We start from the raw sequence: 20,719 nt of genomic DNA, 5'->3' as shown, positions 1-20,719 counted from the left end.
GCATAGCCGCTCAAGCGGCCAAAGCCTATTGGCTTTCAGGCGTTTAGTCTTCGCCCGCCGCTTCGGCAGCACGCTTTGCCTCAAGCCAGGCTGCCGCTTCGGCTTCCTGGGCGGCTTCGCTGGCGGCCTTGGCCTGGGCCTCACGCTCGGCGCGCAGTTCCTCGATCAGGGCTTCGCGGTCGTCGCCCAGGCGCAGATCGTCACCCGCTTCGTCATTGGTGCCGGCTTTCTTCGCAGCCTTGGCAACGATGGCGTCCAGCTCGCGCTGGCTGCACAGGCCCAGGGTCACCGGGTCCTTTGCCTGGATGTTCGAGATATTCCAGTGGCTGCGGTCACGGATCGCGGCGATGGTGTTGCGGGTCGTGCCGATCAGCTTGCCGATCTGCGCGTCGGAGATTTCCGGGTGGTTGCGCAGGATCCAGGCAATGCCGTCCGGCTTGTCCTGGCGCTTGGACACCGGGGTATAGCGCGGGCCCTTCGTGCGGCTGACGGTAACCGGAGCCTTCTGCATCTGCAGCGAATAGTTGGGATCGGCCTGACCCTTTTCGATCTCCGCCATGGTCAGTTCGCCGGACCGCACCGGATCGCGCCCGGTATACTTGGAACTGGCCAGATCGTCGGCCATGGCCTGGACTTCCAGAATGTGCAGACCGCAGAATTCAGCGATCTGTTCAAAGCTCAGCGCGGTGTTGTCGACCAGCCACGAAGCGGTGGCGTGCGGCATCAGCGGGGTCGGCTTGGTCACGGGTTTTCTCCGTCAGAAAATAGAAGGGCCGCCCCTCGCGGAGCGGCCGTTTGGGGCGCATCTACGCGCATTTCCATGGACAGGCAAGCTTGCAAACGGTTCGCGGCGATTCCTTGGAGGGCGAGGCTAGCCGACCTTCAGCACGATCTTGCCGATGTGTGCGCCGGCTTCCATGCGGGCATGGGCTGCGGCCGCTTCGGCCAGCGGGAAAGCGCGGTCCATCACCGGGCGGAGCTTGCCCGCCACGACCAACGGCCAGGCGTGCTGGGCGATTTCCTGCGCCAGCATCGTCTTGAACGCATCGGACCGGGGGCGCAGCGTCGATCCCGTCAGGTGCAGGCGGCGGCGCATCACTTCGGCCATGTTGATGGTCGCCTGCAGTCCGCCCTGCACGGCAATGGTCACATGGCGGCCATCGTCGGCCAGGCATTTCAGGTTGCGCGGCACATAATCGCCCGCGACCATGTCGAGCACCAGTTCCACGCCCTTCCCACCGGTGATTCGTGCCACTTCCTCGACAAAGTCCTGCGCCTTGTAGTCAATCGCATGGTCGGCGCCGATCTTGAGCGCCTCGGCGCACTTGTCCGCGCCGCCGCAGGTGACGATCACGGTCAGGCCGAAATGCTTGCCCAGCATGATGGCCATGGAGCCGATCCCGCTGGTGCCGCCGTGAACCAGGATCGTCTCGCCCTCGCGCGCATAGCCGCGCTCGAAGACGTTGTGCCACACGGTGAACAGCGTTTCTGGCAGGGCTGCGGCCTGGTCCAGCGGCAGTCCATCGGGGATTGGCAGGCAGTGCCCGGCCGGAACCCGGCAATATTGCGCATAACCGCCGCCCGGAGTGAGCGCGCAGACCTGCTTGCCCAGGAGGCCCGGATCGGCACCTTCTCCCAGGGCCACGACTTCGCCCGAAACCTCCAGCCCGATCAGAGGCGAGGCGCCCGGGGGCGGCGGATAGAAGCCCTGGCGCTGGATCACGTCGGGCCGGTTGACCCCGGCAAAGGCGACCTTGATCAGCACTTCGCCCGCCTGCGGCGCGGGAACGGGCACGGTCATCAGGTGCAGCACTTCAGGCCCGCCGGTCCCCTCATAATGCGCGGCCTGCATCGTTTCGGGTAGAGTATCAGTCATTTGCCAAGCACCTGTTGCCTGCGGGACACGCCGCAAGGACTAGCTCTATGGCGAGTTGACAGCAAGCGCCAGCCGTCCGAAGCTGGCAGCCATGGACGAAGACCTGCCCCGGCCCAAAGGCGATGCCGCCAGCCTGCTGGCGAAGGAATCGCTCGATTCCTATTCGCAGGACGAGCTGACGGTGCGCATTTCCCTGCTTGAGGCAGAGATTGAGCGGGTACGCCAACACCGCGACAAGGCAGCGGCCCACCGTGCCGCCGCCGATGCGCTGTTCCGGCGCCCGGCAAGCTGATGCGCGGCCCCGCCCCTTTTTGCCGGGCGAAGGCTCCCCATATAGGCTTGGTTAATCCCGTTCGTTCATGTTCTCCAGCAGTGCAAAATTCACTGAATGGAGCGATCACCCTCCATTGGAGACCACGTTAGATGCCCAGTTTCGCCCAGAGCCTCGAAAAGACGCTGCACGCGGCGCTGACCAATGCGTCGGACCGCAGCCATGAGTATGCGACGCTGGAGCATCTCCTGCTCGCGCTGATCGACGATCCGGACGCTGCCCAGGTGATGGGCGCTTGCGGCGTGGACCTGGCCGAACTGACCGAGGTGGTAAAACAATACCTCGATCAGGAATACCAGTCGCTCAAGACGCAGGAAAAGGAAGACCCCTCGCCCACGGCAGGATTCCAGCGCGTGATCCAGCGCGCGATCCTGCACGTCCAATCGAGCGGCAAGGACACCGTGACCGGCGCCAACGTGCTGGTCGCGCTGTTTTCGGAACGCGATTCCTATGCGGTTTATTTCCTGCAGCAGCAGGACATGACCCGGCTCGATGCGGTCAGCTTCATCAGCCACGGCATCGGCAAGGGCGGCAAGCGGATCGAGGATCGCTCACCCCAGGGCGTGGAATCGCCCGACCAGCCCGCCCAGGAAGAAAAGGCCGCCGCCAAGGACAAGAAGGAAACCGCGCTCGACCAGTTCTGCGTCAACCTCAATGAAAAGGCGATGGCGGGCAAGGTCGATCCGCTGATCGGACGCGGCCCGGAAGTGGACCGCACGATCCAGATTCTCTGCCGCCGGTCCAAGAACAACCCGCTTTATGTCGGCGATCCGGGCGTGGGCAAAACGGCGATTGCCGAAGGTCTGGCGCGCAAGATCGTCGAAGGCGAAGTGCCCGAAGTGCTGCAGAACGCGGTGATCTACTCGCTCGACATGGGCGCGCTGCTGGCGGGAACCCGTTATCGCGGCGACTTTGAAGAGCGGCTCAAGCAAGTGGTGAACGAGCTTGAGAAAATGCCGGAAGCCGTTCTTTTCATTGACGAAATTCATACCGTGATCGGCGCGGGCGCAACCAGCGGCGGGGCGATGGACGCGTCCAACCTGCTCAAGCCCGCCCTGTCCGGCGGCACGATCCGCTGCATCGGATCGACCACTTACAAGGAATTCCGCAACCACTTCGAAAAGGACCGCGCCCTGCTGCGCCGGTTCCAGAAGATCGACGTGAACGAACCCACGGTCGAGGACACGATCAAGATCCTGAAGGGCCTGCGCACCGCCTTTGAAGAGCATCACAAGGTCAAGTACACGCCCGACGCGATCAAGACCGCGGTCGAGCTGTCGGCGCGCTACATCAACGACCGCAAGCTGCCCGACAAGGCCATAGACGTGATCGACGAAGTCGGCGCGATGCAGATGCTCGTCCCGCCCAGCAAGCGCAAGAAGACCATCACCGCGCGCGAGATCGAGGCTGTGATCGCCACCATGGCGCGCATTCCGCCCAAGTCCGTTTCGAGCGATGACCGCCAGGCGCTGGAGCATCTGGAACGCGATCTGAAGCGCGTGGTGTTCGGCCAGGACAAGGCGATCGAAGTGCTCAGTTCGGCCATGAAGCTCAGCCGCGCAGGCCTGCGCGATCCGGACAAGCCGATCGGCTCTTTCCTGTTCTCCGGCCCGACCGGCGTGGGCAAGACCGAAGTGTCAAAGCAGCTCGCCCAGATTCTGGGCATTCCGATGCAGCGCTTCGACATGTCGGAATATATGGAGCGTCACTCGGTCAGCCGCCTGATTGGCGCGCCTCCGGGCTATGTCGGGTTCGACCAGGGCGGCCTGCTGACCGATGCGGTCGACCAGCAACCGCACTGCGTGCTGCTGCTAGACGAAATCGAAAAGGCCCACCCGGACCTGTTCAACATCCTGTTGCAGGTGATGGACAATGGCCGCCTGACCGACCACCACGGCAAGACGGTCGATTTCCGCAATGTCGTGCTGATCATGACCACCAATGCCGGGGCCAGCGACATGGCCAAGCAGGGCATCGGCTTCGGCGACGTATCCAAGGCCGACGCGGGCGACGAAGCGGTCAAGCGGATGTTCAGCCCTGAATTCCGCAACCGCCTGGATGCCATCGTGCCGTTCGCCTACCTTGGCCCCGACGTCATCGCGCGGGTGGTCGAAAAGTTCGTCCTGCAACTGGAACTGCAACTGGCCGAGCAGAACGTCCACATCCAGTTCGACAGCGATGCCCGCGCCTGGCTGGGCAAGCGCGGCTATGACAAGCTCTATGGCGCGCGCCCGATGGCCCGTCTGATCCAGGAAAAGGTCAAGCAGCCGCTGGCGGAGGAACTGCTGTTCGGCAAGCTGCGCCACGGCGGCGAGGTCCACGTCTCGGTCAAGGACGAGGCGCTGGCCTTTGAGCTGACTCCCGCCCCGCCGAAGCTGGACAAGAAGAAAGCGAGCAAGGGTGCTGCCAAGCCGAAGGCGCCGCGCAAGGGCAAGGCCACTCCGGAAGCGAGCAGCGACTGAACATTTGCGCCGCTCACCCTGAGCCTGTCGAAGGGTGGATGGAGCTGCCGTAACCCGGCTTCGACAAGCTCAGCCTGAGCGGTGGGTGTGATAGCGGGCGCACCCCCTGACCTTTCGGTCACTGGAACAAAGCAGCGGCCATCGTCATTCTGAATGGCGATGGCCGCTTCCTTTTCATGGATCAGGGCGGAGCCGATGGGCATCCGCGTGCTACCGGCCGACTGCTGGATCGATCCGGCGCGCCCGGTGGACCGTGCGCTGGTCACCCACGGTCACGCCGACCACGCGCGCGGCGGACACGGGCAGACGGTGGCGACACCCGGAACCCTGGCGATCATGGCCGAGCGTTACGGCGTGGCTGCGGGCGCAGTGCCGGTCCAATATGGCGAGACCTTGACCCTTCCGGGCGGGGTAAGCGCAACCTATCTGCCCGCCGGTCACGTGCTGGGTTCGGCCCAGATCCTGCTGGAACATGCCGGCGAACGGGTGATCGTGACCGGTGATTACAAGCGCCGCCCCGATCCGACCTGCCCGCCTTTCCAGCCTGCCGCCTGCGACGTGTTCATCACCGAGGCGACTTTCGGCCTGCCGGTCTTTCGCCACCCGCCGATCGAACAGGAAATCGCCAAGCTGCTCGCGGCGCGCGCCGCCAATCCCGCCCGCTGCGTGCTGGTTGGCGCCTATGCCCTGGGCAAGGCGCAGCGGGTGATCGCGCAGCTGCGCCTGGCCGGTTACCATGAACCGATCTTCCTCCACGGCGCGCTGGAACGGATGTGCCGCTTGTATCAGGAGCACGGCATCGACCTTGGCGACCTGCGGCTGGTGGCGGGAATGCTCAAGGGCGCCTTGGCGGGACAGATCGTGCTCTGCCCGCCCAGCGCGCTGAACGACCGCTGGAGCCGCCGCCTGCCCGATCCGGTCACGGCCATGGCATCAGGCTGGATGCGGGTGCGCCAGCGCGCCCGGCAGCGCAATGTTGAACTGCCGCTGATCATTTCTGACCACGCCGACTGGGACGAACTGACCGCCACGATCACCGAGATCAATCCGCAGGAAACCTGGATCACCCATGGCCGGGAGGATGCGCTGCTGCGCTGGTGCGCGCTGAACCAGCGCAAGGCCCGCGCCCTGGCCCTGGTCGGTTACGAGGACGAGGATGATTAGCCGCGCGCAGATCCTCCCCCTCTGGGGGAGGTGGCAGCCCGCAGGGCTGACGGAGGGGGCGTGCCACAAAGCACCTCCTTTGCCGCCAGCCCCCTCCACCACCGCTGCGCGGCGGTCCCCCTCCCCGGTCCGGGGAGGTTCTTGAGATGGAGGAGTTTGCCGCCCTCCTCGATGCCCTCGTCTATACCCGCAGCCGCAATAGCAAGCTGGCGCTGATCGCCGACTATCTGCGCCGCATGCCCGATCCGGACCGCGGCTGGACCCTGGCCGCGCTGACCGACGGGCTGGATTTCAAGGCGGTGAAGGCGGGAACCGTTCGCGCCCTGATCATGGAACGGGTCGACCCCGAACTGTTCGCCCTGTCGCGCGACTTTGTCGGCGATACGGCGGAAACGGTCAGCCTGCTCTGGCCCGAACCGGCAGGGGAAGTGCCGCCGCCGCCGAGCGTGGCCGAAGCGGTTGCCGCCCTGTCGGCGATGACCCGCGCAACGGTGAATGCCGAGCTTTCGGCCCTGCTCGACCGGCTCGATACCAATGGCCGCTATGCCCTGCTGAAACTGGCGACCGGGGCCATGCGGATCGGCATTTCGGCGCGGCTGGCCAAGGTGGCCTTTGCCCAGGCCTTCGATGTTCCCATTGATGATGTGGAAGAGCATTGGCACGGCCAGACCGCGCCCTATGCCGCCCTGTTCGATTGGGCGGCCCACGGCGGGGAGGCACCCAGCGCCGAGCACTTGCCCCTGTTCCGCCCCTTCATGCTGGCCCACCCGCTGGAGGATAGCGCCATCGACATGGCCGACTATGCCGCTGAGTGGAAATGGGATGGCATCCGCGTGCAATTGGTTCACGTCAACCGGGAAAGCCGGCTCTATTCCCGGTCCGGCGACGATATTTCCGGCACTTTTCCCGAAGTGACCGCCGCGCTGGATATTCCCGCCGTGCTGGACGGCGAACTGCTGGTGCGCGGCAGCCATCAGGGCGGTGAGGCGGGCGGTGCGGCCAGCTTCAACGCCCTGCAGCAAAGGCTGGGCCGCAAGACCGTGTCCAAGGCCATGCTGGCCGATTATCCCGCCTTTGTACGCCTTTATGACCTGCTGGTGCGGGAGGGTGAGGACCTGCGGCCACTCCCCTGGACCGACCGCCGCGCCGCGCTGGAACACTTCGTCCCGCGCCTGGATCCGCAGCGGTTCGATCTGAGCGCCGTCATCCCCGCCGCCAGCCTGGATGAACTGGCCGCCATCCGCGAACGCGCCCGCGACGATGCGATCGAAGGGGTGATGCTGAAACGCAAGGACAGCCCCTATGTCCCCGGCCGCAAGACCGGCCTGTGGTACAAGTGGAAGCGCGATCCGCTGCTGATCGATTGCGTGTTGATGTATGCCCAGCGCGGCAGCGGCAAGCGCAGCAGCTTTTATTCGGACTTCACCTTCGGCTGCTGGGACGGCGACCCGGACCAGGGAGCCGAACTGCTTCCCGTCGGCAAGGCCTATTTCGGGTTTACCGACGAAGAGCTCAAATGGCTCGACCGTTATGTCCGCACGCACACCGTCAATCGCTTTGGCCCGGTGCGGGAGACGGACAGGAGCCTGGTCTTTGAAGTCGCTTTCGATTCGGTCCACCTCAGCAAGCGGCACAAGTCCGGCGTCGCCATGCGTTTTCCGCGCATCAGCCGGATCCGCGCCGACAAGCCTGCGCACGAGGCGGACCGGCTGGACAGTCTGAAGGCCCTGATCCGGGATTGATCCCGGTCAAGGTCGATTGCCCGCACCGGCTTTACCGTGACGCTGTGAGAAGTTTGACCGGAGCCCCTGCGTGACCACCGCCCCAGAAGACGCAAAAGCCGCCACAGCCTTTGAGCGGATCGGCGGCCACGGCGCGATGCGCGCGATTACTGAGCGGTTCTATGACCTGATGGAACAGGATCCCGCATTCGCCGAACTACGCGCGATCCATGCGCCCGACCTGGCACCCATGCGCGAGTCTCTGCCGCTGTTCCTGGCCGGGTGGGCGGGCGGCCCGCGCGACTGGTTTGAGCGCAATCCCGGCAAATGCATGATGTCGATGCACGCGCCTTTCCCGATCAACCGCCAGACCGCCGAACAATGGGCCGAGGCGATGAACCGCGCGATTGCTGAGGCAGAGGTCGCCGACCGTGAAGTTGCCGAAGCGATGGCCGATGTCCTGTCCCGGATGGCAAGGGGCATGGCGCGCGAGTGACCTCGCCAAACCGGCGGACCGGCATTAAACCGGCAGGCCATGAACTCGATTGATCGTTCGCGCCGCCGCCTGGCCGTGGCCGCCGCTGCCCTGGCGGGCTATGTCGATGCCACCGGGTTCCTCTCCGCGAACAGCTATTTCGTCTCGTTCATGTCCGGCAATACCACCCGGCTCGGGGTCGATCTGGTCGCCAATCCGCACACCGCCGTGGTTCCAGCCCTGCTGGTCCTGGGTTTCGTGGTCGGCGTATTCGGCGGCGCGCTGCTCGCGGCAAAAGCAGGCAAGCAGCGCAAGTTCGCCGTGCTGTGCCTGGTCGCGGCCCTGCTGGCGGGAGCTGCCATGGCAGGCCGGGGTGCAGAGCTGGAACTGGCCATGGCCTTGCTGGTCCTGGCCATGGGCGCACTCAACAACACGTTCCAGCGCGATGGCGAAGTGTCGGTGGGCCTGACCTACATGACCGGAGCGCTGGTCCGCTTTGCCCAGGGGCTTGCAGCGAAAGTCCTGGGCAATGGCGGCGCGGGGTGGGAATCCTGGCTGATGCTGTGGCTGGGCCTGGCGCTGGGCGCGGTCGCGGGCGCATTCGCGCTGCTGACCTGGCCCGCCTATGCGCTGTGGCTGCCTGCGGTCTGGGCGCTGGTCCTGGCGCTGCTGGCGCGGCGGATCGCGCTCAGCTGATCCGCACCAGCTTGTCGCGCCCAGTTGCGCCGCGCAACAAGTCCAGCCGCGAAACGCCAACGCCCAGCGCATCGGCCAGGAGTTCCAGCACCGCGCGGTTGGCCTTGCCATCGTCGGGCTTGGCGCGAACCTTAACCTGCAGCACCCCTTCGCCCAGTTCGATGGCTTCGCTGCGCGCTCCGGGAGTCACGCGCAGTGCCAGCCGCCCCTCGGCATCGGCGAGGGCGCGGATCGCATCGGCGGGCGGAAAGTCAGCCTTAGGCCGCGCCATCGTACAGAGCGGCGTGGTGCTTCGCGTTCTCGACATAGTGGGCCACGCCCATCTGCAGGCCCGCAATCACCCGGTCGTCCAGGTCGCGCATGAAAGTGGCGGGGCGACCGCTCCACAGCTGGCGCGCCGGAATGCGCTTGCCCGGAGCGAGCAAGGCCCCTGCCGCCAGCATCCCTTCGCGCTCGATCACGCAGCCGTTCATGGTCTGGGCCGAGAAGCCGACGAAGCCCTTGTCCTCGATCACGGTCCCATGAATCATCGCCATGTGGCCGATCAGCACGTCTTCGCCGATCAGGGTCGGAAAACCGTCCGGCGCACCCGGCTGCGCGCCGTCGCAGTGGATCACGGTGCCGTCCTGCACATTGCTGCGCGCGCCGATCACGATCCGGCTGACATCGCCGCGCAGCACGCAGTTGTACCAGATGGATACGTCAGGCCCGATCTCCACATCGCCGATGATCCGGCAGCCGGGGGCAATGAAAGCGCTGTCGTGAATCCGCGGGCTCTTGCCGTGAATGCCGATGATGGTCGTGTCAGGTCGCTGCTTGGTCATGGTGTTCCCAGAAAGTTGGCCCAGGTTACATAGGGCAGGATCGAGGCGTGGTCATCCGTCCAGGGATGCGCGGCGGGCTTGCCCAGGGCGCGCCATTTCATGGCTGGAGCCACCTGGGCCAATGCTTTGAGCTGGCCGGGATCGCGCGTGATCGCAATCCAGGTGGAGCCGGTCCAGGGGCTTTCCACCGGGGGTTCATCCTCGCGCACTGCGGCGTGGAGCCGCCGCTGCCCGACTGCCGCTGCAATCGCGGGTTCCAGGTTCATGTAGCGGTTGGAAATATGCACGAACAGCACACCCTGCGGCGCCAGGGCATCGAGGTAGACCCCGAAAGCCTCGCTGGTCAGCAAGTGCAAGGGCACCGAGTCTGACGAAAAGGCATCGATGGCGAGAAGGTCGAAGCTGCCCGCGCGCACCTTGGCCAGGTTGAGACGGGCATCGCCCAGCACGACCTTGGCCTGCGGGGCGCAGTCGCGCAGGAAGGTGAACTGCCCGCGCTGCGACAGGTTCAGCACCGCCTCGTCAATCTCATACATGGTCCAGGCCTGGCCGGGCCGGGCATATCCGGCCAGCGACCCCGTCCCGAGTCCGACCACGCCCAGCCGCTGCTTGCCGGGAAAGAGCCGCGCGGCATTGGCAAAGCCGATCGCCACGCCGGAACCGGGGCCATAGTACGACAGCGGCAAGCAACGCATGGCCGGGTCGAGCGACTGCTGGCCGTGCAGCGTGGTCCCATGGGCCAGGGTGCGCAGCTTGCGTTTAGGATAGTCGCGGACGGTATAGACCCCGAAATAGCTGCGGGTACGCACGCCGTCGCGGCTGTCGTAAAGCGTCTGCAGGCCGCCCTGGACCAGCATGATTGCGGCCAGCAGACCCACCACCAGCCAGCGCCACGGAACCAGGACCAGGCCGACAACGGTCAAACCCGCAGCAAGGGCGCCGCTCACGTGGTCATTCCCGGCGTACTGGTTGGCGTCATGAAGGTTCCACCCCAGCACCAGCGCGGCCAGCACGGCCATGCCCAGCGCCATGTACTTCAGCTCCCGCTGCAACCCGCCCAGCCGCGTCCAGTCGAGCAACGGGGTGCGCGGGATCAGCATGGCAGCAGCCAGAACCAGCAGCGGATGCTCCCACACCCAGTCGAACACCAGCGGCGCGATCAGCGCGGTGAACAGGCCGCCCAGCGCGCCGCCCGCCGACATGGCCAGATAGAATCCGGTCAATTGCTCTGGCGCGGGACGCAGGTCGTAAAGCCGCGCATGGAGGGCAACGCAGACGAAGAACAGCAAGCTGACGCTGCCGATCACCGGGAGCAGGCCGTTCGACCCCTGCGATACCATGGCCAGACCGCCAACCGATAACAGCACGGGCCAGGCCATGGCCGAAATCATCTGCGCCGGTCCGCGCCGGTCGGCAAAGGCTATAACGAAGCTGAGCAGGTAGATCCCCAGCGGAATCACCCACAGCAGGGGCATCGCGAAAATGTCAGTGGTCAGGTGCGTCGTGGTCGACAGCATCAGCCCCGAAGGAACCGCGGCCAGCACGATCCACAGGGCGAGCTGGCGCGGCGGAACCTTCGCGCTGACCTCCGCGGATTGCACAGCGGCATCGCCAAGGCCTCGTCGCGCGCGGACGCAGAGCGCGATCAGGACCAGCAGCACCAGATAGCCAGCGCTCCACGCCCAGGCCTGGCTATGGGTGGGCAGCAAGGGCTCGACCAGCAGGGGATAAGCGACCAGCCCGGCAAAGCTGCCCAGGTTGGACGCGGCATAGAGCGCCCAAGGCTCCCCCGCTGCCGGGTGCAAGGCATACCACCGCTGCATCAAGGGCGCCTGCGCCGATACCAGGAAGAACACCGGACCAATGCTGAGCGCCAGCAAGGCCGGAACCCAGAACACTTCGCTGCCCGGCGCGGGTGCAGGCAGGCTGACCAGCCCGACCGGCAGGGTCAGCAGCGCGACGGCGTATAGCGCAAGGTGCAGCCGGCTCTGCCGCCGCAAGGGCAGGCGCGACAAGCGGTGGGCATACCAGTATCCGGCCAGCAGCAGCGCCTGATAGACCAGCATCGCGCTGTTCCAGACGTTGGGCGCGCCGCCCAGCTGCGGCAGGGCCATGCGCGCCACCATCGGCTGGATCAGGAACAGCAGGAAGGAGCCGGTCAGGATCGTGACGACGAACAGCGCCCGCGACGGTCCTCCCATCCGCTTACCCTTGCCCCTCTTCACGCGTGAGCCGCTCTGTCTCCAGCCCGAATTCAGCCATTGAGCAGCCGCGCCGCATGGGCGGCGTGATAGGTCAGCACGCCCGAACAGCCGGCCCGTTTGAACGCCAGCAGGGTTTCCAGAACCAGGGTATCGCGGTCCCCTGCGCCGGCGGCGGCGGCATGTTCGATCATCGCATATTCGCCGCTGACCTGGTAAGCGAATACCGGAACTTCGAAGGCTTCCTTCACCCGGCGGACGATATCCAGATAGGGCAGCCCCGGCTTCACCATCACGCTGTCCGCCCCTTCGGCCAGGTCCAGCTCCACTTCGCGCAGGGCTTCCTCGGCATTGGCAGGGTCCATCTGATAGGTCTTCTTGTCGCCCTTCAGCAGGCCACGCGAACCGACCGCGTCGCGGAACGGACCATAGAAGGCGCTGGCATATTTCGCCGCATAGGACATGATCTGGACATTGACGTGCCCGCCTTGCTCCAGCGCATCGCGGATCGCGCCGATCCGGCCATCCATCATGTCGGATGGCGCAATGACGTCAGCCCCGGCTGCGGCCTGGTTCAGGCTCTGCCCGACCAGGACATCGACCGTCGCATCGTTCAGCACATAGCCGCGCGCGTCGATCAGGCCGTCCTGACCGTGGCTGGTATAGGGATCGAGCGCAACGTCGGTCAGCACGCCGATGTCGTCCCCGCAGGCATCCCTGATCGCCTTGATCGCGCGACACATCAGGTTGTCCGGGTTGAGCGCCTCTTTCCCGTCCTCGCTGCGCAGGTCGGCAGGCGTATTGGGAAACAGCGCCAGACACGGGATCCCCAGCGCCACCGCTTCGCGTGCCCGCGCGGCGATTCCATCGACCGACCAGCGCGACACGCCCGGCAGGGAACCGATCGGGTCTTCAACCCCCTGCCCCTCGGTCACGAAGAGCGGCCAGATCAGGTCTGCCGGGGTAAGGATGGTTTCGCGGTGCAGGGCGCGGCTCCAGGCCGAGGCTCGGGTGCGGCGCAGGCGGGTGGCGGGAAAGGATGACATGGCGCGGGTCATAGGCCGCGCGCCGCGTCACCTCAACTCTTCAATCGATCGATCTCGCGCCGGGGAGCCTGGGCGCCCTGCGCCTGGCGCGGGGCAAGGCTGGTCATCGCCGCACCAGGCGAGACCGCTTTCAGCTGGGCCATGCGCGCCCGGAATGCGGCCAGCTCCTTCTGGTCGACCTGGTTGCTGACAGTGAAGCGGACCGAAAGCGGGTTCACCGCGCGCCCGTTCTGATACAGCTCGTAATGCAGGTGCGGCCCGGTCGACAGGCCGGTGGAACCGACATAGCCGATCACTTGCCCGGCACTCACCCGCGCGCCGTTCGGCACGGCCACCCGGCTCATGTGGGCATAGGCGGTGGCGAACCCGCCGCCGTGGTCCAGCTTGACGTAATTGCCGTGGCCGCCGTGCCAGCCGGAATAGATCACCCGCGCATCGCCCACGGCATAGATCGGCGCGCCATGGGGAGCGCCGAAGTCGATCCCGGCGTGCATCCGCGTATAGCCCAGCACCGGATGGCGCCGCGCGCCGAAGTTCGAGGTGACCCGCCCGCCATAGACCGGCATGATCAGGCCGGTGCGCTGCGCCCCCATGCCCGATGCTTCGAAGAAGATCCCTTCCTTGCCCCAGCGCAGCAATTGCGCCTTGGGCTTTCCAGCCTTTTCCAGGCCGGCAAACAACAGGTCGCCGACTTGCGTTTCCCCACTGGCGGCGCGGCGATAAGCGACGATGATGTCGAACGTGTCGCCCGCCTCGATCGCCGTATCCAGGCTGAGATGCTGGTCGAGCGCTTGCAGGTATTGCTGGATCGCCTCGATCGGAGCGCCCGCCGCCCGGGCCGAGCGATAAAGCCCGCTGCCGACCACACCGCGAATGCGCAGCGGAGTCATGTCCACCGCAATCGGCTGCTGCGCGATAGCAAGCTGGCCGCCCACCCGGCTGACTTCCAGGTCGAGATCGAACCGCGCGCGGAACGCCAGATGCTCCAGCGGCCGGGCCTGCCCCGGCGCGGGCGGAGCGCCCAGCCGCAGGTCCACCTGGGTCCCGGCTGGAATCTGCGCGACCGGCTGCACACCCGCCACCAGCGCGGTGGCCGCCCCTGCATCGGCTTCGCTCACCCCGGCGCGGATCAGCATCCGGGCGAAGCTATCCCCCTGGGCCAGCGTGGCGGTAAGCTGCACCGTGGTGCGCTGCGGCGCTGCCGCCAATTGCGCCACCGCTGCGGTCGCCCCGGCGCGCTTGCCGCTGTCCGCGCCATAGCCAAGCGGCTGGATCATCTGGCTTCGCAACTCGTCCCGCTGCGCATCGTCCAGAGTCACGACTGGAGAAGCGGCAATCGCGGCATAGTCCGGCCAGAACGAAAGCGCCACCAGTCCCAGCCCCACCATGGTCGCCAGTCCGCGAAACCAGCGCCGACTGCCGATATCCTCGGCCAGATCCGGCGCCCAGTCGATCTCTAGCTGCGCAAGCGAATCGAGCCGCGCACTCCAGGCTCCGAACCGTCCTGGATTCGGCACTGCCACGAGTGCGGCCGCAGTCGTCATCGGCGCGATTTGGCGCGGCATTGTCAACGGCGGGCCTCCAGGGTGTTGCTAAACCGTGTAATCCCTGCACCGCCAGTGGTTAACTTGTACCTAAGAGCCCCATGCCATCCTTGGACCGGCTGTCCGGGGTGCTCCGCCGCGGGCACCCCGGATTGTCCTGGCACTTGCCACACTTGATTCCAGCGCCCCGCGCATAGCCCATAGCTCGCACCGCAAGGCGGTGCTTGATCCGACCACGCGTCGGGGATTGCTACGCACGCGGCAACGGCCGCAAGGGCTGCGATTCGGTCCGTAAAGGTCAATGCGGTCCCGGAAAGCGCCCCTGGCAAACATGCGATTAACATATCTGGTTAAGGCTATCCTAAATGGCGGCCTTCTGCCGGCTTCTGTGTCATTCGGGAACAGAAAAACCGGATTGAGCACGGATTAAACTACTGATAAACAGGGTTTATACGGAGGCGGGTTCAGGAAAATTCTTTGCTTCCGGGTCTAGTAGGGTCGCACCTCTGTTTTTTGGAAATAGGCAATCGGAAAGATCGCCCAGGCGGTTTCCGTGAGGTGCTTTCGACGTTCCCAGGCCCGGATGCGCAAGCCCGTCGTGAGTATCAGACCGAAGTTTTTCAGATGGTTCAGAGTTGAGAGATAATCCAATGTTCAAGACAGCTTACAAGTTCGCGGCGGCAGCCGTCGCCCTGGCCGCGCTGCCCGGCGCTGCCCAGGCTGGCACGGCAACCACCACCTCCACTGCATCGTTCAATGTGGTCACCCAGTGCTCGATTACGGGTGCCACTGTCGAACTGGGCACTTTCACGGTGAACAACACCTTCCTCGAGCTAGGTCAAAAAATCGGCTATACTTATGCTGCCGTCGGCTCTGAAACGCCGGGAACGGATGGGTACGAAGGGGTCACTTGGGGCACGATAAACTGTGACAACGGCACCCCTTACAGACTGAAAATCAAGGGCAACTCCCCGTACAACGGGATCCTGATCAATGTAGGTGGCAAGACCGCCCATCTGATGACCTTCGTGAAGACGATCGGCGGCGTGACTGCTCCTCTTAACGAAGGGTCGTGGACGGCTGCATGGGGCGCAAGCGCAAACATTGCCACTAGCGGAGCGTCCGGAGTCGGCACCGGGACGAATCAAACCGTCCGGGGTTCGGCCCCGATCTACTTGAATCTGGGTGGCCTGACCGCACTCGACACCGACAAGTTCGGCGTAGCCGGGACTTACACCGACAATCTGACCTATACTCTGGAGTTCTGATCCAGACGGGATCCAGTCCAATGGGGTGCTCCACGGCGGAGCGCCCCATTTTGCTATGGACCAAAGCTGCGGGGAAATCTCTGTCCCGCCACCTTGCCGATTGCCCTGGCGCTTGCCACATCTGATGCATGGCCCAGCGCAAAGCCGCCCATACCTCTCGCCTCAAGGCGGTGCTCGGTCCGACCAATACCGGCAAGACACATCTGGCGATCGAGCGGATGTGCGCTCACTCCTCGGGCATGATCGGCTTTCCCCTGCGGCTGCTGGCGCGCGAGGTCTACGACAAGGTCTGCGCGATCAAGGGGGCGCAGCATGTCGCCCTGATAACCGGCGAGGAACGGATCGAACCCAAGAACGCGCGCTACCTGCTCTGCACGGCCGAGGCCATGCCGGTCCTGGCCGACGTGGCCTTTGCCGCCATCGACGAGGCGCAGCTGGGTGCCGACCGGGAACGCGGCCATGTCTTTACCGACCGGATGCTCCACGCGCGCGGGCGCGACGAGACGCTGATCCTGGGTTCGGCCACGCTGGAGCCGATGGTCAAGGCCCTGCTGCCCGAAGCCGAAATCGTCAGCCGCCCGCGCTTTTCCACCCTGTCCCATGCCGGTGCCAAGAAACTCAGCCGCGTGCCGCCGCGCAGCGCGATTGTCGCCTTCAGCGCCGAGCAGGTCTATGCCGTGGCGGAAATGCTGCGCCGGTTCCGGGGCGGGGCTGCCGTGGTGATGGGCGCCCTCAGCCCGGAAACCCGCAACCGCCAGGTCGCCTTGTACCAGAATGGCGAGGTCGATTACCTGGTCGCCACCGACGCCATCGGCATGGGCCTCAACCTCGACATCGACCACGTCGCCTTTGCCGGCCTGTGGAAGTTCGACGGAGTGCGCCAGCGCCGCCTGACCACCAGCGAAATGGCACAGATCGCGGGGCGGGCTGGCCGCCACCAGCGCGACGGCAGCTTCGGCACCCTGGCAGGGACCGGCGGCCACGATGCCGAATTCACGCCCGAAGAAGTCTATGCGATCGAGGAACATCGCTTCCCCCCGCTGACCAAGATGTTCTGGCGCGAGGCGGAGCCGGACATGAGCAGCCTCAAGTCCCTGCTCGCCGACTTGTCGCGCGCGCCGGACCGGCCCGAACTTGCCCCCGCGCCCGAAGCGATTGACCTCGCCGTGCTGCGCCGCCTGTCTGAGGAACCCGACATTGCGCAAACGGTTCGGGGGCAAGCCACGGTGCGGCGCTTCTGGGAAGCGTGCTCGCTGCCCGACTTCCGCCAGCACGGTGCCGAAACCCACGCCCGCTTCGTGGCGCGGCTGTGGCAGGATCTGCGCCACGGTCAGCTGGGCGGCGACTTCGTGGCTCGCGCCATTGCCGATCTCGACAATCCCGGCGGCGACATCGACACGCTGCAAATGCGCATCGCCGCGATCCGCACCTGGGCCTATGTCGCCCAGCGGCCTGACTGGGTCCTGGCCAAGGAAGAGATGGCGGCGCGGGCAAGGGCGGTCGAAACCCGGCTATCCGATGCGCTCCACGCGCGCCTGACCGAACGCTTCGTCAATCGCCGCACGTCGGTCCTGATGAAGAAGCTGGGGCCGGACGCAGGGCTTCTGCCCGTGGAACTGGTCGAGGACGAAGTCCAGGTCGATGGCGAGCCGATCGGCCACCTCGCGGGCTTCCGCTTTCGCGTCGATCCGCAATGCCGTCTGGCCGACCGCAAGCTGTTGCTGGCAGCGGCGGAACGGCACTTGCCCGCCCTGCGTAAAAGCCGCGCCGAAGCGCTGCTGGCGGAAGAGGGCGCACGGCTTTCGCTTCGGGAAGCGCGCATCCTCTGGGATGGCGAACCGGTGGCCAAACTCGATCCAAGTCGAAACCTGCTGGTCCCCCGCATTACCCTTGATGCGTCGCTCGATGCGCTGTCTGCCGAACTGCGGCAGCGGATCGTGGCTTCGCTGGAACAATGGCTGGCAAGCCAGCTCAAGGCGCTGACACCGCTCCACCGCCTGAACGCGGCGGCGGGCGAGGCAGCCTCCGGCCCCGAACTGCGCGCCTTGCTGATTCGGCTGGTCGAAACGGGCGGAATACTGGAACGCGCAGGATCGAACCTCGACAAGCTCAGCCCCGAACAGCGTGAACGGCTGCGCAAGCTGGGAGTTAGAGTTGGTGCACTGGACCTGTTCGTCCCGGACATGTTGAAGCCGGCGGCGCTCTCTGCCTGGTGCACCCTGCAAGCCGTCCGCGGCCTGCCGCATCACGCCCCGGTGCCGAACATGCCGCCGGTCGTCACCACGCCGGGCAAGGCGCTTGCCCCGCCCGGCTATCGCCGCCTCGGCAAACAGGCAGTGCGGCTGGATATTGCCGAAAAGCTGCTGCGCGCCGCGCATGAAGCCCGCGTGGCGGCAAAGGGGCGACCGTTCGTGATCGATCCGGCCCTGGCCGTTTCCACTGGTCTGGCTACGGTCAGCTATGCCCACCTGCTCCGGCTTGCCGGGTTCAACGCAACGCCGGCACGCGTTCTGTCCAAGGGCGCCTTTGGACCGCCCCAGCCCGCGCGCTGGCGCTGGCGCGCGCCGCGCCGCGATAGCGCTGGCCGCGCCGCCGCTCCTCCGGTCCCGCGCCCGGATAGCGCATTCGCCGCTCTCGCAGGATTGATGCGCTGATGCGGATCGACAAGCTGCTCTGGTTCCTGCGCCTCGCGAAAACGCGCAGCGCGGCGCAATCGCTGGTTTGCGCGGGGCATATCCGGCTCAACGGCAAGCGGATCGAACGTTCCGCCCAGGCGGTTTCCGTGGGTGATGTCATGGTCATCCCCCTGCCGCGCGGGGTAGCAGTGATCGAATTGACCGCCATGCCAGAGCGGCGCGGACCCGCTCCGGAAGCACAGGCCTGTTATCGCGTGCTTGACGGGACGGGCGGAGTTCCCTTAGCAGCGCCAGAGAACAATTCGCCTTAGGGGACCTGACCGCCATGACTTACGTCGTCACCGACGCCTGCATCAAGTGCAAGTATACCGACTGCGTCGAGGTTTGTCCGGTCGACTGCTTCTACGAAGGCGAGAACATGCTGGTGATCAATCCCAGCGAATGCATCGACTGCGGCGTGTGCGAACCGGAATGCCCGGCCGAAGCCATCCTGCCCGACACCGAAAGCGGGCTGGAACAGTGGCTGGAACTGAACGCCAAGTACTCCGCTGAATGGCCGAACATCACCCAGAAGAAGGATCCGCCGGCCGACGCTGACGATCACAAGGGTGAAGAAGGCAAGTTCGACAAGTTCTTCTCGGCCGAACCGGGCGAGGGCGACTAAGCGATTCGGGCCGCTTCGCCGGCCTGGAAAAACCTGTCATTCCATGCCTGAAAGCGGCGGGATTCTCGCCTCTGGAAATTATGTTACCGTCGTGTTATATAATAGCACGACTGCGGCGAAGCTTTGGCTTCGTTCGGCAGCCTGGCATCATACAATGGGCGGGAGGCATTAGGCGGCAGGTGGAAGCCCCGGGACCGGTTCATCCGGTTTTCCGATCACTTCCCGAACGCCCCCTTTGGCTTACGGTGCGGTCAGCACCGGTCCCGCGAGTGAAAGGACGGTACATGGTGGCCAAGGCCCACGCCTTCGACGTTGGTGACTACGTTGTTTATCCCAAGCACGGTGTTGGACGGGTGATCGAACTGCTTGAGCAGGAAATCGCCGGGATGACTCTGGAACTCTATGTGCTGCGTTTCGAAAAGGAACGCATGACCCTGCGCGTGCCGACCAACAAGGTCGAATCCATCGGAATGCGCAAGCTTTCCAGCGACAAGACGCTGCGCGAAGCGCTCGATACGCTGAAGGGCAAGCCCAAGGTCAAGCGCACCATGTGGTCGCGCCGCGCCCAGGAATATGAAGCCAAGATCAATTCAGGCGACCTGGTGTCGATTGCCGAAGTGACCCGCGACCTGTTCCGCGCCGACGACCAGCCGGAACAGAGCTATTCCGAACGGCAGATCTTTGAAGCAGCCTCCTCGCGCCTGGCGCGCGAACTGGCCGCCATGGAAAAGACCGACGAACCGGCGGCGCTGAAGAAGATCCTGGCGATCCTCAATGAACATGCGCCGAAGTACTACGCGGAGCAGGCCACCGCCTGATCCCGGCATACTGAAACGAATCGAAAGGGCCGTTCCGCTGGAGCGGCCCTTTTCGTATCGCTCTTGAAGCCTGTGCCTTGGTGTATTATATCTCCAACACACACTGGTTTTGGAGAGTGAGCCATGAAATTCCGCTTCAACCGTTTTGCGAAGGCCCTGGGGCCGATCATCGCCGTCGCCCTGGCCGCTGGCGCCGCCGGATGCGAAGGCAAGGTTTCGATCAACGGGGATGAGGGCAAACCGCTTTCGGAACTGGACATGTCGGGCAAGGCTCCGGAAGAGCTGGTCCTCGCCGGTCCTGACGAAGTGCGCATCACCACCGGCGACAAGCTGGCGATCACGGTTGAAGGCGATGCCGAAGCACGCGACCTGATCCGCTTCAGCCTGAAAGATGGCAGCCTGGCGATCCACCGCAAGGACAAGACCTTCGGCTCCGACAAGCATGTCGCCATCGTCAACGTGACCATGCCCGCGCCGCGTGAAGTGGTCATGGCCGGTTCGGGCAAGATCACGGCGGCCCAGCTCGCCAGCAAGGCCGAAGTCACTGTCGCTGGCTCCGGGACCATCGAAAACGCCGGTGTTTCGGGCGAATCGCTGGAGCTGACCATTGCCGGATCGGGCAACTTCCGCGCTGCTGGCCAGGTCCGCAAACTCGACATGACCATCGCCGGAAGCGGCTCGGCCCAGATGGACGCACTGAAAGTGGACCGCGCCGAAGTGAACATCGCAGGATCGGGCAGCACGACCTTTACCTCCGACGGTGACGTCGAGGCGAACATCATGGGGTCGGGCAACGTCACAGTCAAAGGCCGCGCGCGTTGCACCGTCAGCTCGATGGGCTCAGGCAAGCTTATTTGCGAAACGCCAGCCCAGCAGAAGGACGGCCCGCCCGTACCGCCGCAGGCTCCGGAGCCGCCCAAGGCACCGTAATACGCCTTCCAGTTGGGCACGGTTCAGGCGCGCGCAATTCAAATTCTGCAAAGGGGCTCTATC

Annotated in this window: 19 protein-coding genes; 12 read left to right on the top strand and 7 right to left on the bottom strand. The window is 65.2% G+C overall.

All coding sequences use genetic code 11. The features are described 5' to 3' along the window. Positions 1-43: 43 nt before the first annotated feature. The gene (locus ACQKOE_RS10835; protein WP_374590487.1) at positions 44-745 is read right to left on the bottom strand and encodes a DUF1013 domain-containing protein; all 702 of its coding nucleotides are present in this window, start codon (positions 743-745) and stop codon (positions 44-46) included. Between the two features lie 126 nt (positions 746-871). After that, positions 872-1,876 (bottom strand): NAD(P)H-quinone oxidoreductase, encoded by a 1,005-nt coding sequence (locus ACQKOE_RS10830; protein ID WP_427512792.1) that lies wholly within the window; start codon positions 1,874-1,876, stop codon positions 872-874. Positions 1,877-1,967: 91 nt separating this feature from the next. Here ACQKOE_RS10830 and ACQKOE_RS10825 point away from each other — a divergent pair, with 91 nt between their 5' ends. The 6 genes from ACQKOE_RS10825 (at position 1,968) to ACQKOE_RS10800 (ending at position 8,725) form a co-directional block, all read left to right on the top strand. Then, positions 1,968-2,168, top strand: coding sequence for a DUF1192 family protein (locus ACQKOE_RS10825; RefSeq protein ID WP_374590483.1), 201 nt, complete (start codon positions 1,968-1,970; stop codon positions 2,166-2,168). 131 nt (positions 2,169-2,299) lie between these two features. After that, positions 2,300-4,669 carry an ATP-dependent Clp protease ATP-binding subunit ClpA gene (clpA, locus tag ACQKOE_RS10820; RefSeq protein WP_427512791.1) on the top strand — a complete coding sequence of 790 codons (2,370 nt, stop codon included), beginning with the start codon at positions 2,300-2,302 and terminating at the stop codon, positions 4,667-4,669. Between the two features lie 159 nt (positions 4,670-4,828). Next, on the top strand, positions 4,829-5,833 hold the full coding sequence (locus tag ACQKOE_RS10815; protein ID WP_427512790.1) for a ligase-associated DNA damage response exonuclease: 1,005 nt from the start codon (positions 4,829-4,831) through the stop codon (positions 5,831-5,833). A 146-nt stretch (positions 5,834-5,979) separates the two neighbouring features. Continuing rightward, positions 5,980-7,575 carry a cisplatin damage response ATP-dependent DNA ligase gene (locus ACQKOE_RS10810; protein ID WP_427512789.1) on the top strand — a complete coding sequence of 532 codons (1,596 nt, stop codon included), beginning with the start codon at positions 5,980-5,982 and terminating at the stop codon, positions 7,573-7,575. 70 nt (positions 7,576-7,645) lie between these two features. After that, complete coding sequence (locus tag ACQKOE_RS10805; RefSeq protein WP_427512788.1) at positions 7,646-8,050, top strand: group II truncated hemoglobin; 405 nt, start codon at positions 7,646-7,648, stop codon at positions 8,048-8,050. 39 nt (positions 8,051-8,089) lie between these two features. Then, positions 8,090-8,725: a YoaK family protein gene (locus ACQKOE_RS10800; protein WP_427512787.1), complete on the top strand. Its 636-nt coding sequence runs from the start codon at positions 8,090-8,092 to the stop codon at positions 8,723-8,725. Here the strand turns inward: ACQKOE_RS10800 and ACQKOE_RS10795 are convergent. Genes ACQKOE_RS10795 through ACQKOE_RS10775 form a run of 5 tightly spaced genes read right to left on the bottom strand, consistent with a single transcriptional unit; the run spans position 8,718 to position 14,340 of the window. Continuing rightward, complete coding sequence (locus ACQKOE_RS10795) at positions 8,718-8,996, bottom strand: DUF167 domain-containing protein (protein WP_427512786.1); 279 nt, start codon at positions 8,994-8,996, stop codon at positions 8,718-8,720. The genes ACQKOE_RS10800 and ACQKOE_RS10795 overlap by 8 nt on opposite strands. Then, positions 8,983-9,549: a gamma carbonic anhydrase family protein gene (locus ACQKOE_RS10790; protein ID WP_427512785.1), complete on the bottom strand. Its 567-nt coding sequence runs from the start codon at positions 9,547-9,549 to the stop codon at positions 8,983-8,985. Before ACQKOE_RS10790 ends, ACQKOE_RS10795 begins: the two co-directional genes overlap by 14 nt. Beyond that, entirely contained in the window at positions 9,546-11,750 is a 2,205-nt protein-coding gene (locus tag ACQKOE_RS10785; protein WP_427512784.1) for a hypothetical protein, read from the bottom strand. Before ACQKOE_RS10785 ends, ACQKOE_RS10790 begins: the two co-directional genes overlap by 4 nt. A 53-nt stretch (positions 11,751-11,803) precedes the next feature. Continuing rightward, positions 11,804-12,796, bottom strand: coding sequence for a porphobilinogen synthase (gene hemB / locus ACQKOE_RS10780; protein WP_427512783.1), 993 nt, complete (start codon positions 12,794-12,796; stop codon positions 11,804-11,806). A 32-nt stretch (positions 12,797-12,828) separates the two neighbouring features. Continuing rightward, the gene (locus ACQKOE_RS10775; protein ID WP_427512782.1) at positions 12,829-14,340 is read right to left on the bottom strand and encodes a M23 family metallopeptidase; all 1,512 of its coding nucleotides are present in this window, start codon (positions 14,338-14,340) and stop codon (positions 12,829-12,831) included. A 650-nt stretch (positions 14,341-14,990) separates the two neighbouring features. Here ACQKOE_RS10775 and ACQKOE_RS10770 point away from each other — a divergent pair. The 6 genes from ACQKOE_RS10770 (at position 14,991) to ACQKOE_RS10745 (ending at position 20,656) form a co-directional block, all read left to right on the top strand. Then, positions 14,991-15,608, top strand: a complete 618-nt coding sequence (locus ACQKOE_RS10770; protein WP_427512781.1) for a hypothetical protein — start codon at positions 14,991-14,993, stop codon at positions 15,606-15,608. A 128-nt stretch (positions 15,609-15,736) separates the two neighbouring features. Next, a complete protein-coding gene (locus tag ACQKOE_RS10765; protein ID WP_427512780.1) occupies positions 15,737-18,262 on the top strand; it encodes a helicase-related protein in 2,526 nt (841 codons plus the stop codon). Continuing rightward, the gene (locus ACQKOE_RS10760) at positions 18,262-18,555 is read left to right on the top strand and encodes an RNA-binding S4 domain-containing protein (protein ID WP_374590351.1); all 294 of its coding nucleotides are present in this window, start codon (positions 18,262-18,264) and stop codon (positions 18,553-18,555) included. Before ACQKOE_RS10765 ends, ACQKOE_RS10760 begins: the two co-directional genes overlap by 1 nt. Before the next feature lie 14 nt (positions 18,556-18,569). Next, positions 18,570-18,908, top strand: a complete 339-nt coding sequence (fdxA, locus tag ACQKOE_RS10755; protein WP_374590353.1) for a ferredoxin FdxA — start codon at positions 18,570-18,572, stop codon at positions 18,906-18,908. A gap of 284 nt (positions 18,909-19,192) precedes the next feature. Continuing rightward, positions 19,193-19,726, top strand: a complete 534-nt coding sequence (locus ACQKOE_RS10750; RefSeq protein ID WP_374590355.1) for a CarD family transcriptional regulator — start codon at positions 19,193-19,195, stop codon at positions 19,724-19,726. Between the two features lie 123 nt (positions 19,727-19,849). Further along, entirely contained in the window at positions 19,850-20,656 is an 807-nt protein-coding gene (locus ACQKOE_RS10745; RefSeq protein WP_427512779.1) for a head GIN domain-containing protein, read from the top strand. Positions 20,657-20,719: the final 63 nt, after the last annotated feature.

Origin of the sequence: Novosphingobium sp. NPDC080210, from assembly GCF_050281025.1 — a bacterium.
Taxonomy (GTDB): domain Bacteria; phylum Pseudomonadota; class Alphaproteobacteria; order Sphingomonadales; family Sphingomonadaceae; genus Novosphingobium.
Note: the sequence above shows the minus strand (reverse complement) of the source record. Positions and strands in the feature narration are given on the sequence as shown.

Coding starts and splice junctions, on each gene's coding strand:
- ACQKOE_RS10830 (WP_427512792.1), bottom strand. CDS start 1,876: ATGACTGATACTCTACCCGAAACGATGCAGGCCGCGCATTATGAGGGG.
- ACQKOE_RS10825 (WP_374590483.1), top strand. CDS start 1,968: ATGGACGAAGACCTGCCCCGGCCCAAAGGCGATGCCGCCAGCCTGCTG.
- clpA (WP_427512791.1), top strand. CDS start 2,300: ATGCCCAGTTTCGCCCAGAGCCTCGAAAAGACGCTGCACGCGGCGCTG.
- ACQKOE_RS10815 (WP_427512790.1), top strand. CDS start 4,829: ATGGCCGCTTCCTTTTCATGGATCAGGGCGGAGCCGATGGGCATCCGC.
- ACQKOE_RS10810 (WP_427512789.1), top strand. CDS start 5,980: ATGGAGGAGTTTGCCGCCCTCCTCGATGCCCTCGTCTATACCCGCAGC.
- ACQKOE_RS10800 (WP_427512787.1), top strand. CDS start 8,090: ATGAACTCGATTGATCGTTCGCGCCGCCGCCTGGCCGTGGCCGCCGCT.
- ACQKOE_RS10795 (WP_427512786.1), bottom strand. CDS start 8,996: ATGGCGCGGCCTAAGGCTGACTTTCCGCCCGCCGATGCGATCCGCGCC.
- ACQKOE_RS10790 (WP_427512785.1), bottom strand. CDS start 9,549: ATGACCAAGCAGCGACCTGACACGACCATCATCGGCATTCACGGCAAG.
- ACQKOE_RS10785 (WP_427512784.1), bottom strand. CDS start 11,750: ATGGGAGGACCGTCGCGGGCGCTGTTCGTCGTCACGATCCTGACCGGC.
- hemB (WP_427512783.1), bottom strand. CDS start 12,796: ATGTCATCCTTTCCCGCCACCCGCCTGCGCCGCACCCGAGCCTCGGCC.
- ACQKOE_RS10775 (WP_427512782.1), bottom strand. CDS start 14,340: ATGACGACTGCGGCCGCACTCGTGGCAGTGCCGAATCCAGGACGGTTC.
- ACQKOE_RS10770 (WP_427512781.1), top strand. CDS start 14,991: ATGTTCAAGACAGCTTACAAGTTCGCGGCGGCAGCCGTCGCCCTGGCC.
- ACQKOE_RS10765 (WP_427512780.1), top strand. CDS start 15,737: ATGGCCCAGCGCAAAGCCGCCCATACCTCTCGCCTCAAGGCGGTGCTC.
- ACQKOE_RS10760 (WP_374590351.1), top strand. CDS start 18,262: ATGCGGATCGACAAGCTGCTCTGGTTCCTGCGCCTCGCGAAAACGCGC.
- fdxA (WP_374590353.1), top strand. CDS start 18,570: ATGACTTACGTCGTCACCGACGCCTGCATCAAGTGCAAGTATACCGAC.
- ACQKOE_RS10750 (WP_374590355.1), top strand. CDS start 19,193: ATGGTGGCCAAGGCCCACGCCTTCGACGTTGGTGACTACGTTGTTTAT.
- ACQKOE_RS10745 (WP_427512779.1), top strand. CDS start 19,850: ATGAAATTCCGCTTCAACCGTTTTGCGAAGGCCCTGGGGCCGATCATC.